The organism is Streptomyces sp. NPDC090119 (assembly GCF_044747085.1).
Classification (GTDB): domain Bacteria; phylum Actinomycetota; class Actinomycetes; order Streptomycetales; family Streptomycetaceae; genus Streptomyces.
The window spans coordinates 62,179-78,125 of record NZ_JBIVDK010000004.1 but is presented as its reverse complement, the minus strand read 5'-3'; the positions used below and the strand labels follow the sequence as shown (position 1 = coordinate 78,125).

Annotated in this window: 15 protein-coding genes; 8 read left to right on the top strand and 7 right to left on the bottom strand. The window is 73.3% G+C overall.

The genetic code is table 11. From position 1 onward, the window contains the following. Positions 1-20 precede the first annotated feature (20 nt). Genes ACIPPM_RS18145 through ACIPPM_RS18135 form a run of 3 tightly spaced genes read left to right on the top strand, consistent with a single transcriptional unit; the run spans position 21 to position 2,958 of the window. Complete coding sequence (locus ACIPPM_RS18145; RefSeq protein ID WP_401448678.1) at positions 21-281, top strand: ferredoxin; 261 nt, start codon at positions 21-23, stop codon at positions 279-281. Next, a complete protein-coding gene (locus tag ACIPPM_RS18140) occupies positions 271-1,662 on the top strand; it encodes an NAD(P)/FAD-dependent oxidoreductase (protein WP_401448676.1) in 1,392 nt (463 codons plus the stop codon). The genes ACIPPM_RS18145 and ACIPPM_RS18140 overlap by 11 nt, the downstream gene beginning before the upstream one ends. 57 nt (positions 1,663-1,719) lie before the next feature. Then, positions 1,720-2,958 carry a cytochrome P450 gene (locus tag ACIPPM_RS18135; RefSeq protein ID WP_401448673.1) on the top strand — a complete coding sequence of 413 codons (1,239 nt, stop codon included), beginning with the start codon at positions 1,720-1,722 and terminating at the stop codon, positions 2,956-2,958. Positions 2,959-2,962: 4 nt separating this feature from the next. On the opposite strand, the gene ACIPPM_RS18130 is transcribed toward ACIPPM_RS18135, so the two are convergent. From ACIPPM_RS18130 to ACIPPM_RS18120, 3 genes are all read right to left on the bottom strand, one after another. Further along, positions 2,963-5,956 carry an AAA family ATPase gene (locus ACIPPM_RS18130; RefSeq protein ID WP_401448671.1) on the bottom strand — a complete coding sequence of 998 codons (2,994 nt, stop codon included), beginning with the start codon at positions 5,954-5,956 and terminating at the stop codon, positions 2,963-2,965. Then, positions 5,953-7,116 carry an exonuclease SbcCD subunit D gene (locus ACIPPM_RS18125; protein WP_401448669.1) on the bottom strand — a complete coding sequence of 388 codons (1,164 nt, stop codon included), beginning with the start codon at positions 7,114-7,116 and terminating at the stop codon, positions 5,953-5,955. The genes ACIPPM_RS18130 and ACIPPM_RS18125 overlap by 4 nt, the downstream gene beginning before the upstream one ends. Before the next feature lie 97 nt (positions 7,117-7,213). Beyond that, positions 7,214-7,840, bottom strand: coding sequence for a YigZ family protein (locus ACIPPM_RS18120; RefSeq protein WP_086694667.1), 627 nt, complete (start codon positions 7,838-7,840; stop codon positions 7,214-7,216). Positions 7,841-7,916: 76 nt separating this feature from the next. On the opposite strand from ACIPPM_RS18120, the gene ACIPPM_RS18115 reads away from it, so the two are divergent. The 3 genes from ACIPPM_RS18115 to ACIPPM_RS18105 all read left to right on the top strand — a co-directional run bounded on the left by ACIPPM_RS18115 (position 7,917) and on the right by ACIPPM_RS18105 (position 11,908). Next, positions 7,917-8,519, top strand: a complete 603-nt coding sequence (locus ACIPPM_RS18115; RefSeq protein ID WP_401448667.1) for a TetR/AcrR family transcriptional regulator — start codon at positions 7,917-7,919, stop codon at positions 8,517-8,519. Positions 8,520-8,605: 86 nt separating this feature from the next. Further along, positions 8,606-9,808 (top strand): MFS transporter, encoded by a 1,203-nt coding sequence (locus ACIPPM_RS18110; protein WP_401448664.1) that lies wholly within the window; start codon positions 8,606-8,608, stop codon positions 9,806-9,808. Positions 9,809-9,925: 117 nt separating this feature from the next. Beyond that, positions 9,926-11,908 carry an amino acid transporter gene (locus ACIPPM_RS18105; protein WP_401448661.1) on the top strand — a complete coding sequence of 661 codons (1,983 nt, stop codon included), beginning with the start codon at positions 9,926-9,928 and terminating at the stop codon, positions 11,906-11,908. A 4-nt stretch (positions 11,909-11,912) separates the two neighbouring features. Here ACIPPM_RS18105 and ACIPPM_RS18100 read toward each other — a convergent pair whose 3' ends face one another. Next, positions 11,913-12,650 carry a hypothetical protein gene (locus ACIPPM_RS18100; RefSeq protein WP_401448658.1) on the bottom strand — a complete coding sequence of 246 codons (738 nt, stop codon included), beginning with the start codon at positions 12,648-12,650 and terminating at the stop codon, positions 11,913-11,915. 142 nt (positions 12,651-12,792) lie between these two features. Between ACIPPM_RS18100 and ACIPPM_RS18095 the strand changes: the two genes are divergently transcribed. After that, positions 12,793-13,200: a CoA-binding protein gene (locus tag ACIPPM_RS18095; protein WP_401448656.1), complete on the top strand. Its 408-nt coding sequence runs from the start codon at positions 12,793-12,795 to the stop codon at positions 13,198-13,200. Here the strand turns inward: ACIPPM_RS18095 and ACIPPM_RS18090 are convergent. The 3 genes from ACIPPM_RS18090 to ACIPPM_RS18080 form a co-directional block, all read right to left on the bottom strand. Next, positions 13,197-13,751: a YbaK/EbsC family protein gene (locus ACIPPM_RS18090; protein WP_401448654.1), complete on the bottom strand. Its 555-nt coding sequence runs from the start codon at positions 13,749-13,751 to the stop codon at positions 13,197-13,199. The genes ACIPPM_RS18095 and ACIPPM_RS18090 overlap by 4 nt on opposite strands. 35 nt (positions 13,752-13,786) lie before the next feature. After that, positions 13,787-14,359 (bottom strand): helix-turn-helix domain-containing protein, encoded by a 573-nt coding sequence (locus ACIPPM_RS18085; protein WP_401448651.1) that lies wholly within the window; start codon positions 14,357-14,359, stop codon positions 13,787-13,789. A gap of 160 nt (positions 14,360-14,519) precedes the next feature. Continuing rightward, positions 14,520-15,284: an acyltransferase gene (locus ACIPPM_RS18080; RefSeq protein WP_401448649.1), complete on the bottom strand. Its 765-nt coding sequence runs from the start codon at positions 15,282-15,284 to the stop codon at positions 14,520-14,522. Between the two features lie 134 nt (positions 15,285-15,418). On the opposite strand from ACIPPM_RS18080, the gene ACIPPM_RS18075 reads away from it, so the two are divergent. Continuing rightward, positions 15,419-15,946 carry a gamma carbonic anhydrase family protein gene (locus tag ACIPPM_RS18075; RefSeq protein WP_401448647.1) on the top strand — a complete coding sequence of 176 codons (528 nt, stop codon included), beginning with the start codon at positions 15,419-15,421 and terminating at the stop codon, positions 15,944-15,946. The last annotated feature ends 1 nt before the right edge of the window (position 15,947 follow it).

The following is a 15,947-nucleotide window of genomic DNA, read 5'->3' as shown; positions in this document are numbered from 1 at the left end:
CCGGAAAGGGCGCAGCGTCGATGCGGATCGTCGTCGATCTCAACAAGTGCCAGGGATACGCCCAGTGCGCGTTCCTCGCCCCCGACGTGTTCACCATGCACGGCGAGGAGGCGCTGCTCTACAACCCGCTCGCCGCCGAGGAGGACCGGGACGCGGTCGCCCGCGCGGCCGCCGCCTGCCCGGTGCAGGCGATCACGGTGGAGGGCCTGCACGAGGGCGCTCCCGTCGAGCCCGTGCAGGTGTTCTCCGGTGCCCCCTGGGAGCCGCGCGATGGCCGCTGACTACGTGGACCGGCTCCGCCGCGAGGGCCGGATCGTGATCGTCGGCGCCTCGCTGGCCGGGCTGCGGGCCGCCGAGACGCTCCGCGAGGAGGGCTTCACCGGCTCCCTCACCCTGATCGGCGACGAACAGTACGAGCCGTACGACCGGCCGCCGCTGTCCAAGTCGGTGCTGCTGGGCAAGGCGTCGCCGGCCCACACCGAGCTGCCCCGGCGCAGGCATCTGGACGCCGAGTGGCGGCTCGGCGTCCCGGCGGCCGGGCTGGATCTGACGGGCAAGCGGGTGCTGCTGGCCGACGGCGAGGAGGTGGAGTACGACCGGCTGCTGATCGCCACCGGGGTGCGCGCCCGGCCCTGGCCGGTGGCGGAGGAGGCCGAGCTGGACGGCGTCTTCGTGCTGCGCACCCGTGACGACGCGGTCGCCCTCACCGAGCGGCTGCGGGCCGGGGCGAAGCGGGTGGTGGTGATCGGCGCCGGGTTCGCCGGGTCGGAAGTGGCCTCCGCCTGCCGGGAGATGGGCCTGGAGGTCACCGTCGCGGAGCGCGCGGGGGCCCCGCTGGTGGGCGCGCTCGGCGGGGTGATCGGGGCGGTCGCCGCCGACCTGCAGCTGGAGAACGGCGTCGACCTGCGCACCCATGTCACGGTGACCGCGCTGGAGGGCGACCCGATGGGCCGGGTGCGGTCGGTGCACCTGTCCGACGAGAGCGTGGTCGAGGCGGACGTGGTGGTGGTCTCGCTGGGGTCGCTGCGCAACACCGAGTGGCTGACCGGCTCGGGGCTCGGCGCAGGGCCGCGCGGCATCGCGAGCGACGCGGGCTGCCGGGCGTTCGACTTCCGGGGGATCGTCACCGACGACGTGTTCGTCGCCGGGGACGTGGCCCGGTCCCCGCACGCGCTGTTCGGCTACCAGTTCCTGTCGCTGGAGCACTGGGGCAACGCGGTCGCGCAGGCGGAGACGGCCGCACACAACATGATCTGCCCCGCCTCGGACCGGCGCCCGCACATGTGGATGCCCGCCTTCTGGTCCTCGCAGTTCGGGGTGAACATCAAGTCGGTGGGCGTGCCGCCCATGGGCGAGGAGCTGATGATCATCCAGGGGTCCACGGCCGAGCGCCGGTTCGTCGGGGTGTACGGGTACCAGGGCCGGATCGTGGCCGCCGTGACCTTCGACAACGCGCGCTGGCTGGAGTACTGCCAGCGGCAGATCGAGCAGGGCGCGCCGTTCCCGGTGGAGTACCCCACGATGGACCGGCGTCCGGAGGGGCGTCGGCCGGTCGCGGCGGACTTCCCCGACCCGGCCCTGCCGACGCACGGGCCGACCGTGACCCTCACCGGCTACTCACCGGCCGACCGCCGTCTGGTCTTCACCCCCGGCCACCACTGACCGCCGTCCGGCCCCCGTCCCCTCCGGTGGGCGCCCCCGACGCTCCAAGGACCTGTCATGACCGAACCCTCGCTGGTGGCCCGGATCACCGACTTCGCCAACCGCGCCGACCCCTACCCGCTCTACACCGAGCTGCGCCGCACCCCGGTGCTGCACGAGGAGGACGACGGCCCGTACGTCATCTCCTCGTACTGGGACATCGAGAGCCTGCTGCACGACCCCCGGATCAGCTCGGACGCGGCGAACCTGGCGGCGGCGGGCGCCGACGAGCTGAACCAGGCGGAGAACACCGGGCTGCCGCCGTCGTTCATCCGGCTGGACCCGCCCGAGCACGACCGGCTGCGGCGCATCGCCAACAGCGCGTTCGGTCCGCCGCACGAGCCGCGCCGGATCGACGACATGCGGGGTGAGCTGCACGGGATCGTGACCGAGTTGATCGACGGGCTCGCGGGCGAGACCGAGATCGACCTCGTGGACCAGTTCGCCTACCCGTTCCCGGTGACGGTGATCTGCAGGCTGCTCGGGGTGCCGCGCGAGGACGAGCCCCGGTTCCGGTCCTGGGTGGACCCGCTGGTGGCGAGCCTCGACCCGGAGACCCGGCAGGGCGCGGACCCGGAGTTCGTGAAGACGGCACAGGAGGCGCGGACCCAGCTCGGCATGTACCTGGCCGGGCTGGTGGAGGAGCGGGCCAAGGACCCGCGCGACGACATGCTGTCCGACCTGGCCGCCGGGAAGGGGCCGGACGGCTCCATGACCATGATGGAGGTGCTCAGCACGGCCGTCCTGCTGCTGATCGCCGGTCACGAGACCACCGTCAACCTGATCACCAACGGCGTGCTCACCCTGCTGCGGCACCCCGAGTACCTCCAGCGGCTGCGCGAGGACCCGGAGCTGGCGGTGAACATCGTGGAGGAGCTGCTGCGTTACGAGCCTCCGGTGCAGCTCGTGCCGCAGCGCACCTGCATCACCGACATCGAGGTGCGCGGGGTGACGATCCCCAAGGGCGCGCGGATCTGGCTGATGCTGGCGGCGGGCAACCGGGACCCGGAGCGCTTCAAGAACCCCGACCGCTTCGACCCCGACCGGGACGACCTCCAGCACCTCGGCTTCGGCAGCGGCATCCACAGCTGCTTCGGCGCACCGCTGGCCCGGCTGGAGACGCAGATCGCGCTGGCCGAGCTGGCGCGGCGGCTGGAGAACCCGCGGCTGGTGGCGGACCCGCCGCCGTACCGGCCGAACGCGGTGCTGCGCGGGCCGCGCCATCTGCCGCTCGCCATCGACGGGTTGCGGCCCTGACCGCTCAGGTACCGCGCCTGCGCAGCGACGACCCGGTGCGGTCCTTGACGACCTCCAGCTGGGCGTGGATGCGGCGGCGCAGGTCCCCGACGTGGCTGACGATGCCCACGCTGCGGTCCCGTTCGCGCAGCGAGTCCAGCACGTCGAGGACCTCGTCCAGCGTCTGGTCGTCCAGGCTGCCGAAGCCCTCGTCGATGAAGAGAGTGTCGAGCCGGACCCCGCCCGCCTCGTCGGTGACCACGTCGGCGAGGCCGAGGGCGAGCGCGAGCGAGGCGAAGAAGGTCTCGCCGCCGGACAGGGTGGCGGTGTCCCGCTCCCGGCCGGTCCACGCGTCCACGACATGCAGCCCGAGCCCGCTGCGCCCGCGTCCGCTACGGTCGTCGGAGTGGACGAGGGTGTAGCGCCCGGCGGACATCAGCCTGAGGCGCGCGGTCGCGGCGGCGGCGACCTGCTCCAGGCGGGCGGCGAGGACGTACGACTCCAGGCGCATCCGGCGCTCGTTGTCGGCGCTGGTGCCCGCCGCGAGGGCGGCGAGCCGGGCGACCCGGTCGTACTCCTCGCGCAGCGGGGCGAGGCGCCGGGCGCCGTCCTCGGCGCGGGCGGAGAGCCGGTCCAGCTCGGTGGTGCGACGGGCGGCCTCGTCACGGGTGGAGGCGGCTTCCCGCAGCCGCCGCTCGGCCCCCGCGGCCCGCTCCGCCGCCCCGGCGAGGTCGGCGGGGGCCTGCCGGGAGGCCGCCACCGTCTCGGGCTCGGCCAGCACGGCGCGTACGGCGGACTCCTCCGACTGGCGTTCGTCCAGCCGGTGTTGGAGGGCGCGATGGGTGGCGGAGTCCAGCAGGGCGCCGGCCGCCGCGGCCGGGGTGTCGAAGCCCGCGCGGTAGGCGGCGTCGGAGAGGCGGGCGTCGGCGTCCTTCAGGCGTACGGCGGCCTCCTCTGCCGTACGGGCGGCGTCGGCGGCCTCGGTGAGCACGGCCGCGAGGCGCTCCAGTTGGGCGGCGCGGGCGGCGACGCTGTCGGCGGTGCCGCACGCACGGGTCAACTCGGCTTCGAGGGTGGCCTGTTCGCGGTCGAGGGTGTCACGCCGGGTGAGCCGGGCGGCGGCCCGCACGGCGGACTGCTGGCGGGACTGGAGCCGCTGCTCGCGCTCCGTCTCGGCCCGGCGCAACTCTTCGCGCGCCGCGTGCAGGACGGAGGCGTCCTGCCGGGCCTGCTCGAACTCCCGCTCCAGCTCGGTGACTTCTTCCGCGATGCGGGCGACAGGAGTGCCCCCGACTTCGGCGGTGACGGCTTTCAGGTCGGCTCGCAGCACCGTGTGGTGCTGCTGGTGTTCGTCATGCTGCCGCTGAGCCTTCTGATGCTCGTCGAAGGCGTGCTGCTCGGTGTCCCGGTCCACGTGTCCGGCGTCCTTGCGGGCCGGGGCGGGGTGCTCGGTGGCTCCGCAGACGGCGCAGGGGGCGCCGTCGGTGAGGTGGGCGGCCAGCTCGGCGGCGATACCGGTGAGGCGCTGTTCCTTGAGGTCGAGCCAGTCCTCGCGCAGCTGCTGCGCGCGCTGCCCGGAGTCGAGGGCCCGGCGTTCGGCGGCCGTGACGTCCGAGGTCAGCTGGTCGCGGCGGCGGGCCGCGTCGAGCCGCCGTCGGGCGGGGTCGCGGCGGACGGCGAGGGACTCCGCGCGGGCGGCGGCCTCCTGGGCGGACTCGATACGGGTCTGGAGGGCCGCGCGGGCGGGCTCCCAGCCGTCGAGCCAGGCGTCCGCCTCACGCAGGGCGTGCTCGTCCGCGCGTTCCTCCCGGTCGAGTCCGTCGCGCTCGGCGAGCAGCTCGGTGAGCCGGTGCTCGGCGCGGCGGGCGGAGGTGAGGGAGCCCAGTTCCTCGGTGGCGCGGCGGGCGGCGGCGGTGAGGCCGGGGGCGCCGGAGTCGGCCTGGTCCTCGGGCAGCGCGCGGCGGGCGTTCGCCTCGGCGAGGGCGGCCCGCCGGTGCGCGTGCTCGGCGTCCTCGCGCAGCTCCAGCGCGGGTGCCACGGTCTCGGCCTTGCGGCCGCGCTCCATGCGGGCCCGCGTCTCCTCGTACTCCCCCGCGCGCTCCGCGAGGCGTGCGGCGCGGTCCTGGGCCTCGGTGAACCGGTGCTGGAGCCGGGCGAGTTCGCGGGCGTCGGCCAGCTCCGCCTGGGCGCGGGTGTGGGCGGACTCGGTGGCGGTGAGCCCGCAGTGGGCGACGGTGAGGCGTTCGCGGGCGGTGCTGCGGGCGACGGCGGCGGCCGCGAGGACGGCGACGGCGAGCCCCGGATCGCCGGGCGCGAGGTCGGGCAGCTCCATGGCGTCACCGGCAGCCTGCTGCATGCGGTGGGCGTCGGCGAGCAGGGCGGTGTCGCCCTCGCGCACCCGTGCCTCGGTGGCCCGCCTGCGCTCCGTGAGCCGCTTCTCCACGTCGGCGAAGCGCCGGGTGTCGAAGAGGCGGCCGAGGAGCTTGCCGCGTGCCTCGGCGTCGGCGCGCAGGAAGCGGGCGAAGTCGCCCTGGGGCAGCAGGACGACCTGGCAGAACTGCTCACGGCTCATGCCGAGGAGCTGGGTGATCTCCTCGCCGATCTCGTTGTGCGAGCGGCTGAGGTCCTTCCAGGTGCCGCGCACGGCGTCGTACTCGCGCAGCCAGGTCTGGGCCTTGTCGACGGTAGTGCCCTGACGCTTGCCCTTCTTGGGGCGCTCCCACGGGGGCTGCCGGGTGATCTCCAGCCGCCGTCCGGCGACGGTGAGTTCGAGCCGGACCTCGGTGCGGGTGCCCGGTTCGGCGTGGTCGCTGCGCAGGTGGGTGCCCTGGCCGGCCTGGCGGGCGCCGGGGACGGAGCCGTAGAGGGCGTAGCAGACGGCGTCGAGGACGGAGGTCTTCCCTGCGCCGGTCGGGCCGTGCAGCAGGAAGAGTCCGGCGGCGGAGAGCGCGTCGAAGTCGACGCTCTGGGCGCCGCCGAAGGGGCCGAAGGCGGTGATGTCGAGCCGGTGCAGCCTCATCGGGCGACCTCCCGGACCACGTCGTCGGCGCGCACGGCGTCGAAGGCGTCGCGCAGCACCTCGGTCTCCCGGTCGTCGGGGGCGGCGCCGCGCACATGGGCGACGAAGTCCTCCGCGATCTGCTGGTCGCTGCGGCCCGCGAGGCGCCGGGCGTAGGACACGGCGGGGTCGTCCGGGGCGCGGTCGGGGGCGAAGACGAGGCTGAGGGTGTGCGGGAAGCGGGCGGCGATCCGCGCCATGGGGTCGGCGGGACGGACGGCGTCGGTGAGGGTGGCCTCGACCCAGGCGTCCTCGTGGCGGCTCAGCGCGGGGTCTTCGAGGAGCTCCTCCAGGGCGCCCCGGACGCGGGCCAGCGGGCGCGGCACCGGGCAGTCGAGGCGCTCGGCGGTGACGGCGCCTTCGGCGTCCAGGTCGACGAGCCACATGCTCTTGCGGTGGTCGGTCTCGGAGAAGGAGTAGGCGAGCGGGGAGCCGGAGTAGCGGACGCGGTCACTGATCCGCTGGCAGCCGTGCAGATGGCCGAGGGCGGTGTAGTCAACGCCGTCGAAGACCCCGGCGGGTACAGCGGCGACTCCGCCGACGGTGATGTCCCGTTCGCTGTCGCTGGCCTCGCCGCCGGTGACGAAGGCGTGGGCGAGGACGACGGAGCGGGTGCCGGGGGCGCGGGCGGCGAGGTCGGCCCGGACGCGGTCCATGGCGGCGGCGAGCACGGCCTCGTGCCCGGCCTTCGACACGGCGAACTCGTCCTTGACCAGGGCGGGTTCGAGGTAGGGCAGGCCGTAGAAGGCGACGTCGCCGTGATCGTCGGTGAGGACGACCGGGGTGCCGACGGCGGCCGGGTCGGTGCGCAGGTGGATGCCCGCGCGGTCGATGAGTCCGGCGCCGACGCCGAGGCGGCGGGCCGAGTCGTGGTTGCCGGAGATCATCACGGTGGGCACGCCCAGCTCGGCGAGCCGGTGCAGGGCGTCGTCGAACAGCTCGACCGCGGCCAGCGGGGGCACCGCGCGGTCGTACACGTCTCCCGACACCACGACGGCGTCCACGGCCTTCTCGCGCACGGTGGCGACGAGGTGGCCGATGAACTCGGTCTGGGCACCGAGCATGTTCACCCGGTGGAAGGCCCGGCCGAGATGCCAGTCGGAGGTGTGCAGGAGTCTCATGGACCCCGAGACTAACGGGAGGGTCGGACAACGCGCCCCGGTCGCTTCGGATTTGGGCGTTATGCCCGATTGACCCCGCTTTCCTGGGCTCCGAACGTCAGGCGTCCCCGTACGCCTCGCCGCCCAGCTCCAGCCCCGCCGACCCCGCCGTGGCGTCCGCCAGCCAGCCGCGGAAGGTGTCGACGTCGGCGTCCGGGAGGGCGATGTCGATGGCGACGGCCTCGCCGTAGCGGACGTCGCGGACCTCGCGGCCGGTGGCACGCAGGTCGTTCTGCACCTTGCCCGCCCGCTGGTGGTCGACGGTCACCGTGGCCAGCCGGTAGCGGCGCCGGGTGCGGGTGCCGACGGCGTCCAGCGCCTCGCCGACCGAGCCGCCGTAGGCGCGGATCAGCCCGCCCGCGCCGAGTTTCACCCCGCCGTAGTACCGGGTGACGACGGCGACGACGTACCGCATGTCGCGGCGCAGCAGCATCTGGAGCATGGGCACCCCGGCGGTGCCGCCGGGCTCGCCGTCGTCGCTGGCCTTCTGGGTGGAGGCGTCGGCGCCGATGACGTACGCCCAGCAGTTGTGCGTGGCGTCCGCGTGCTCCTTGCGGACCCCGGCGATGAACTCCTGCGCCTCCCGCTCGGTGGCGGCCGGGGCGAGCGCGCACAGGAAGCGGGAGCGGTTGATCTCGGTCTCGTGCACACCCGCGCGGGCCACTGTGCGGTACTCGTCCTGCATCCGGCCAGCCTATTCCAGGGCGCGAGCATCCCGAGAAGTATTGCAACGGGCGATCCAAAACAACTATGGTCGCACCATGGCCCGACCGAGGACGTTCGACGAGGAAGGCGCTCTGGACGCGGCGATGCGCACGTTCTGGGAGAAGGGCTACGAGGCCACCTCCACACAGGACCTGTGCGACGCCACGGGACTGGGGCGCAGCAGCATCTACAACACGTTCAAGAGCAAGCACGACCTCTTCGAGCGCGCGCTCGTCCTCTACGTCGACTCCATGACGACCGCCCAGCTGGCCGTCTTGGAGGACACCCGGCACGGCGTCGCCGACCGGCTGCGCACCCTGTTCGCCATGGTCGTCGACGGCGAGACGGAGACCGCCCACCGGACGGGCGGGCGCGGGCTCGGCTGCCTGACCGTGAACACCACGGTCGAGCTGGTCGCCCGGGACCCGCGAGCGGCGGAGATCCTGGACCGCGACACCCGGCGCCGACTGGCGGTACTGCGCGCGGTGCTCCAGCAGGGGCAGCGGGAGGGCGGCATCACCTCCTCCCGCGACGCCGGAGCGCTCGCCCGCTTCGTCAACGCGGCGATCGGCGGCATGCGCATCTCCAGTCAAGGCGGTGCCGACCGGGCCGCACTGGAGTCGATCGCCGACATCGCCATGGACGCGCTCACCGGCTGACGGCGTACGCCGTCGAGGGGCCGCGTCCACGCATGCCCGAGTTTTGGACCGTTCAATACATAACCGATCGTGAAGGAGACCCATCCGTGCCTCGTGCCGTATACGTCCTGGCGCTCGGCATCTTCGCCATGGTGACCAGTGAGTTCGTGGTCGCCGGGCTGATGCCGCAGATGGCCGAAGGACTGGACGCGACCGTCCCTCAGATCGGCTACCTCATCACCGCCTTCGCGGCGGCCATGGCCGCCGGCGGTCCGTTCCTGACCGTCGCCCTGATGAGGTTCCCCCCGCGTACGGCACTGATGGTGCTGTTCGCCGTCTTCCTCGTCGGCAACGTACTGGCCGCCACCGCGACCGGCTACGGCACGATGATGGCCGCGCGGATCATCACCGGCATCGCCTCCCAGGCGTTCTTCGGCGTGGGCATCTCACTGTGCGCCCGGCTCACCCGGCCCGAGATCCGGGGCCGCGCGATCGCCGTCGTGCTGAACGGCCTCATGCTCGGCACCCTGCTCGGCCTGCCCGTCTCCACGCTGGTCGGCGAGCGCTTCGGCTGGCGTGCCGCGTTCTGGGCCATCACGCTGATCACCGTCGTCGCGGCCGGGACCACCCTGGTCGGCGTGCCCCGCGTCGCACGCGCGGAGAGCGGCGGCGGCCTGCGCCAGGAGGTCGGCGTCTTCAGGAAGCCCAGGATGTGGCTGGTGCTGTCCAGCAGCACATTGATCATCGGCGCCACCTTCTCCGCCTTCAGCTACTTCAACCCGATCCTCACCGACGTCACCGGCTTCTCCACCGGCACCGTCCCCCTGCTCCTCGTCGCCTACGGCGCCGCCACCGTCATCGGCAACAACGTCGTCGGCCGGTTCGCCGACCGGCACACCGTCCCGGTCCTCGCCGTCGGCCTCGTCCTCAACACCCTGTTCCTGACCGGCTTCGCCCTCTTCGCCGACGTACCCGCCCCGGCGGTCGTCTGCATGATGGGCATCGGCCTGGTCGGCGTCACCATGAACCCGGCGATGGTGACCCGCGTCCAGCGCACCGGCAACGCGGGCCCCCTGGTCAACACCGTGCACTCCTCCTTCATCACCCTCGGCATCATCCTCAGCTCCTCCGTCGGCGCCGTGGTGATCGACTTCTGGGGGCTGCGCGCGCCGCTCTGGCTGGGGGCCGTCCTGGCGCTGGCCGGGCTGGCCACCGTCCTGCCCGATCTCCCCGGCCGCACCGCCCCGGCCGACGGTCCGGGCGGCGAGCATCACCGGCTCACCGGGAAGGACGCCGCCTCGGCCTCCTGAGGTCCGTACGGAGCGCCGCGCGCTGCCGTCCCCGGTGTGCGGGGGAGGATGCGGGGCAGATTTGCTCAGCGATCAGGCGGTCCGCGCGGCGGGCCGTGGGTGAGGAGGCAGCCTCGTATGACCAGCGTCCCCGTGCAGCCCGCGGACCCCGGTGGACCCGCCCCGGACTCCGTGCGGGCCCGCTGCCGTGGCTGGCTGCTGGAGGGGCTGAGCGAGCGGACCGCCCGGCATCCGGGGCCGCACCGCACCCCGCGCCCGGAACAGGAGGGCCATCGCTGGTGGCGGGTGATGTGCCTGACCGGCGTCGACTACTTCTCCACGCTCGGCTACCAGCCCGGCATCGCCGCCCTCGCGGCCGGTGCCCTCTCCCCGCTGGCCACCCTGGTGCTGATCGCGCTGACCCTGTTCGGCGCGCTCCCGGTGTACCGCAGGGTGGCGCGGGAGAGCCCGCACGGCGAGGGCTCGATCGCCATGCTGGAGCGGCTGCTGTCCTGGTGGTCGGGGAAGATCCTGGTGCTGGTGCTGCTGGGGTTCGCCGCCACCGACTTCATGATCACCATCACGCTGTCCTCGGCGGACGCGGCGGCCCATGTCATGGAGAACCCTTTCGCCCCGCACTGGACCCGGGGCGAGGGCGTCTGGATCACCCTGGTCCTGATCGGACTGCTGGGCGCGGTCTTCCTGAAGGGGTTCCAGGAGGCCATCGGGATCGCCGTCGTCCTGGTCGGCACCTATCTCGCGCTCAATGTGGTGGTCCTCGCCGTCTGCGCCTACCAGGTCCTCACCCACCCGGTGCGGATCGAGGACTGGACGCATCTGATGACGGCGGAGCACTCCTCGCCGCTCGCCATGGTCGGCGTGGCCCTGCTGGTCTTCCCCAAGCTCGCGCTCGGCATGTCCGGCTTCGAGACCGGCGTGGCGGTGATGCCGCAGATCAAGGGCGGCGCCCAGGACACCTACGAGAACCCCGCGGGCCGCATCCGGGGCGCCCGCAAGCTGCTCACCACCGCCGCGCTGATCATGAGCTGCCTGCTGCTGCTGTCCAGCCTGGCCACGACGATCCTGATCCCGGAGAAGGACTTCAAGACCGGCGGCCCGGCCAACGGACGCGCCCTCGCCTATCTCGCCCACCAGTACCTGGGCGGGATCTTCGGCACGGTGTACGACCTGTCGACCATCACCATCCTCTGGTTCGCGGGCGCCTCCGCGATGGCCGGACTGCTCAACCTGGTCCCGCGTTACCTCCCCCGCTACGGCATGGCCCCGGAGTGGACGCGCGCGGTACGCCCGCTGGTGCTGGTGTTCCTGGTGGCGGCGGTGCTGATCACCCTGTGGTTCCACGCCAGCGTGGACGCGCAGAGCGGGGCGTACGCGACCGGCGTGCTGGTGCTGATGCTGTCGGCGGCCTTCGCCTCCACGGTGTCCGTGCACCGGCGCGGGCACCGGGCGGCCACGATCGGCTTCGGCACGATCACCGCCGTCTTCGCCTACACCCTGGTCGACAACGTGATCGAGCGGCCCGACGGCATCAAGATCGCGTCCATCTTCATCGTGCTGATCCTGCTGACCTCGTTCGGTTCACGCGTGCACCGCGCCTTCGAACTCCGCGCCACCGACGTGGTGTTCGACGAGGCCGCGCTGCGCATCATCGACGAGGCCGCCGAGCACGGTCCGCTCCAGCTGATCGCCAACGAGCCGCAGGAGCACAGCAGGCGGGAGTACCGGGAGAAGGAGCGCGAGCAGCGCCTGCACACCCGGCTCCCCAAGGGCGCCTCGGTGGTGTTCCTGGAGGTGTTCGTGCGGGACTCCTCCGACTTCACCGCCGAGATCACCGTCCACGGCGACGAGAAGCACGGGGTACGGCGGCTGCGCGCGGACGGGCCGACGGTGCCCAACACCATCGCGGCCGTCCTCCTCGCGCTGCGCGACCGCACCGGCAAGGTGCCGCACGTCTACTTCAACTGGACCGAGGGCAACCCGATCGGCCACCTGTTGCAGTTCCTGGTCTTCGGCAACGGCGAGGCGGCACCGGTCACCCGCGAGGTACTGCGCCGCGCCGAGCCGGACCCAGAGCGCAGGCCCTGGGTGCACGTCGGCTGAAACGTCAGCCGGGGTTGCCCAACTCCCCCGCGAGGTCGAGGGCGAGCAGCCGGTCGGCGTAGAGGAAGGTCTCGAAGCGGGCGCCGTCCGGCAGTTCGGGCGTCTCCGCCACGTCCCGCAGCACCGCCAGTACGCCGGGCAGGTCGAGGTCGTCCTCCCAGGCCGCCCGCAGCCGGGCCCGCACCTCGTCCGGCACCGGGCGCGAGGGCCGGTTGCCCCAGCGGGCCACCCCGGTGCGCCAGGCGGCAGCGGTCCGCGCGGCCTCCTCCAGCGCCCCCGCGTCCAGCAGCGCCGGTTCACCGCGCGGGACGGACAGCAGCGCCAGGCGCAGGGCGCCGGGGTCCTCCAGGAGCCGCTGCACGTCGTCCTCGGGGCCGTCCCACCCGGCCGGTGCCACGGCGACCATCACTCCGGCCTCGGGCGGCTCCTCGGTCGCGGCCCGTACGTGCACCACCTGGGCCTCCCCCAGACCGGAGGCCACGTCCCGGCTGTCCTCGAAGGGGCGGATGCTCAACGCGATCGCGGCGGTGCCGAGTTCGGCCTGTTCGCGGGGTGCGGTGAGCATGGTCCAGACGGGGGTGCCGCCGAGTTCCAGGGCGCGCACGAGGAGGTCGGCGGTCAGCAGGACCCGCAGCGCCGTCAGGTCCAGGCCGCCCGCCCGGACCTCCACACGGGTCAGCCCGCGGCGGGCGGGGGTGGCGGGGACGGGATCACCGGTCCGGGCGTCGAGGATGCGCAGCACGCAGCGAGCGTAGGCGCGCGGGCGGCCGGACGCAGCACCTTGTACCGATTCCGGACAGCGTGGCGGGCCAAGCGGGGGAATCCGCGCCCGGCGACCGCTGTTGTCCGGGTGGCACAGTTCCCCGCGCTTGGAGGAGGCCGCCGTGTACGGCGACGAGGCGACGATCCGCACCATCCTGACCGGTCTCGGCGACACCTGGGCGGTGGTCGGCCTCTCCGACAACCGCTCCCGGGCCGCCTACGGGGTCGCCGAGGTGCTGCGCCGGTACGGCAAGCGGGTGGTGCCAGTGCACCCCAAGGCGCAGCCGGTGGCGGGCGAGCAGGGGTACGCGAGCCTCGCCGACATCCCGTTCGACGTGGACGTGGTCGACGTGTTCGTCAACAGCGAGCTGGCGGGCGCGGTCGCCGACGAGGCGGTGGCCAAGGGCGCCCGCGCGGTCTGGTTCCAGCTCGGCGTGGTGGACGAGGCGGCGTACGAGCGGACGCGGGCGGCGGGCCTGGACATGGTGATGGACGCCTGCCCGGCGATCGAGATCCCCCGCCTCGGCTAGATCCCGAGCCCCTCGATCACGACCGCGCCGGGGATCTCCGCGAACGCCTTGCCCGGCACCAGGAGTTTGCCGCGCCTGCGGCCGCTTCCGACCAGGGCGTAGGGCAGCTCCAGCACGGCCGGGTCGATCAACAGCGGCCAGGCGGCGGGGAGTCCGAGCGGGGTGATGCCGCCGTACTCCATGCCGGTCTCGCCGGTCGCCAGGTCCATCGGGGCGAACGACGCCTTGCGGGCGCCGAGTTGACGGCGGACCGTGCCGTTGACGTCGACCTTGGTCCGGGACAGCACCAGGCAGGCGGCGAGCGTGGTCTCGCCGCCGCGCTTGCCCGCGACCACCACGCAGTTCGCGCTCAGCTCGGGCAGGTCCGCGCCGTAGTGCTGGACGAACACGGCCGTGTCCGCGAGGTCCGGGTCGGTGTCGACGTACAGGATCTGCTCGGCCGGGACGGACCCCTGCCAGTTCCGTACCGCCTCGGCGACCGGCGCGGTCAGCTCGGCCAGGGCCTCGGGGGCGGGGGTGGCGTGGTCGAAGTCTCCGATGGGGGCGCGCATGGCGGCACCGTAACAGCCCTGGGCCGGGGCCCCCTTCAGCGCACCGGTGGTACGGAGACCGCCATCACCATCCGGGTCGGTACGTCGCCCTCGTTGCCGTAGGTGTGCGGAGTGTCGGCCTCGAAGGTGGCGCTCGCCCCGGCCGGGACCGTGTGCCGTACCCCGTCGACCTCCAGGGTCAGCTCGCCGGAGGTGACGTGGACCAGTTCGACCGTGCCGGCGGGGTGCGGGTCGGCGCTGCTGTGCTCGCCCGGCATCAGGTTCCAGTCCCACAGCTCCAGCGGGCCGGGGGCCTCGGTGCCCGCCAGCAGCCGGTTGTAGCTGCCGCCCTCGGTGTGCCAGAGCCGGACCGCCTGGTCGGCGGGGACGACCCGCACCCGGGGGCCCTGTTCGTAGTCGAGCAGCGTGGTGACGCTGATGCCGAGCGCGTCGCCGATCTTCACGACGGTGCCGATGCTGGGGTTGGTGCGGGCCTGCTCGATCTGGATGAGCATGCCCCGGCTCACCCCGGCGCGGGCGGCCAGCGTGTCCAGCGTGAAGCCGCGCTCGGTGCGCCAGCGGCGGACGTTGCGCGCCAGGGACTGGGTCAGCAGGTCGAGGTCCGCCACATCACGTCCATTGCAAGTCACATCAGGGGTCACAGAGGCCACGGGGGCCTCACCGGTCACGGGAAGGAATGACCGGATCAGGGTGCACGGAAGGGCGGTGTGCCGCACCCGGCCGTGCACCGCACTGTACTGCGCGGTGCGGTACGCGGCACACGCCCGCTCAGCCGTCCGCGTCCAGTTTGGCGAGCTGCTCCACCTGCTCCTCGTCCAGCGCGGCGAGCGCGCCCAGCTGCGCGCCGGTGACCCCGGCCGGGGGCGGCACCGGGGCGGGCGTGCGCAGCGGCGGCTGCCAGCCCTCCTCGGGCGTCCAGCGCCGTACGACGCGGGCGGGCGCCCCGGCGACCACGGCGTGGTCGGGGACCGTGCCACGTACCACCGCGCCCGCCGCCACCACCACGTTCCGGCCGATCCGGGCGCCGGGCAGGATCACCGCGCCGGTGCCGATCCAGCAGCCGGGGCCGATCTCCACGGGCTCCATCCGGGGCCACTGGCGGCCGATGGGCTCGTGCGGGTCGTCGTAGGAGTGGTTGGTGGAGGTGACGTAGACGTACGGGCCGAAATAGCAGTCGCGGCCGATGGTGACCGTGGTGTCCGCGATGACATGGCTGCCCCGGCCGAGGACGACGCCGTCGCCTACCCGCAGGATCGGGTCGGGGCCGAGGTCGAGGTCCGGCATCAGACCGGCGGTGAGGGTGACCTGCTCGCCGATGATGCAGTAGTCGCCGAGCCTGATCCAGGGCTCGCCGAAGACCGTGCCGAGCGGGAAGGCGAGCCGGGTGCCCTCGCCGATCGCGCCGAACCGGAACCGGCCGGGATGCCCGGCGGTGACCGCTCCCCGGCGCTGCGCCCAGCCCCACACGGCATGGACGGCACGCTGGGCGAGCCCCTGCCGCCAGGAGGAGAACGTGTTCTTGGGCTTCGGCACCCGCCCACGTTACTCAGCGGTCACTCACCGCGAGACGCCGGGCGGCTGTGATCTTCACCCCATCCGACAGGGCCCGCCATGCCCTACCGTGCGGTCCTGTTCGACTTGGCCCGACAGAGAGACGGTGGACACGGATGACGCACCAGGCCCTGATCGTGGGTATCGGCGGCAGGGAACCGGCGATCGACCCGGCGGCGTTCGTCGCCCCCAACGCCTCGGTGATCGGCGATGTGACGCTGCGGGCGGGGGCGAGCGTCTGGTACGGCGCGGTGGTGCGCGGGGACGTCGAGCGGATCACCGTCGGCGCGGACGCCAACGTCCAGGACAACGTCACCCTGCACGCCGACCCCGGTTTCCCGCTGACGATCGGCGAGCGCGTCTCCGTCGGTCACAACGCCGTCGTGCACGGCGCCACGGTCGAGGACGACTGTCTGATCGGCATGGGCGCGACGGTGCTGAACGGCGCGGTGATCGGCGCGGGCTCCCTGGTGGCAGCCCAGGCGCTGGTCCCACAGGGCATGGTCGTGCCGCCCGGTTCACTGGTGGCGGGTGTCCCGGCGAAGGTCCGCCGGGAGCTGTCGGAGGAGGAACGGCAGGGCGTCACCCTGAACGGCACCCTGTACGCGGACCTGGCGAAGACACACCGGGCGGTGCACGAGTAGG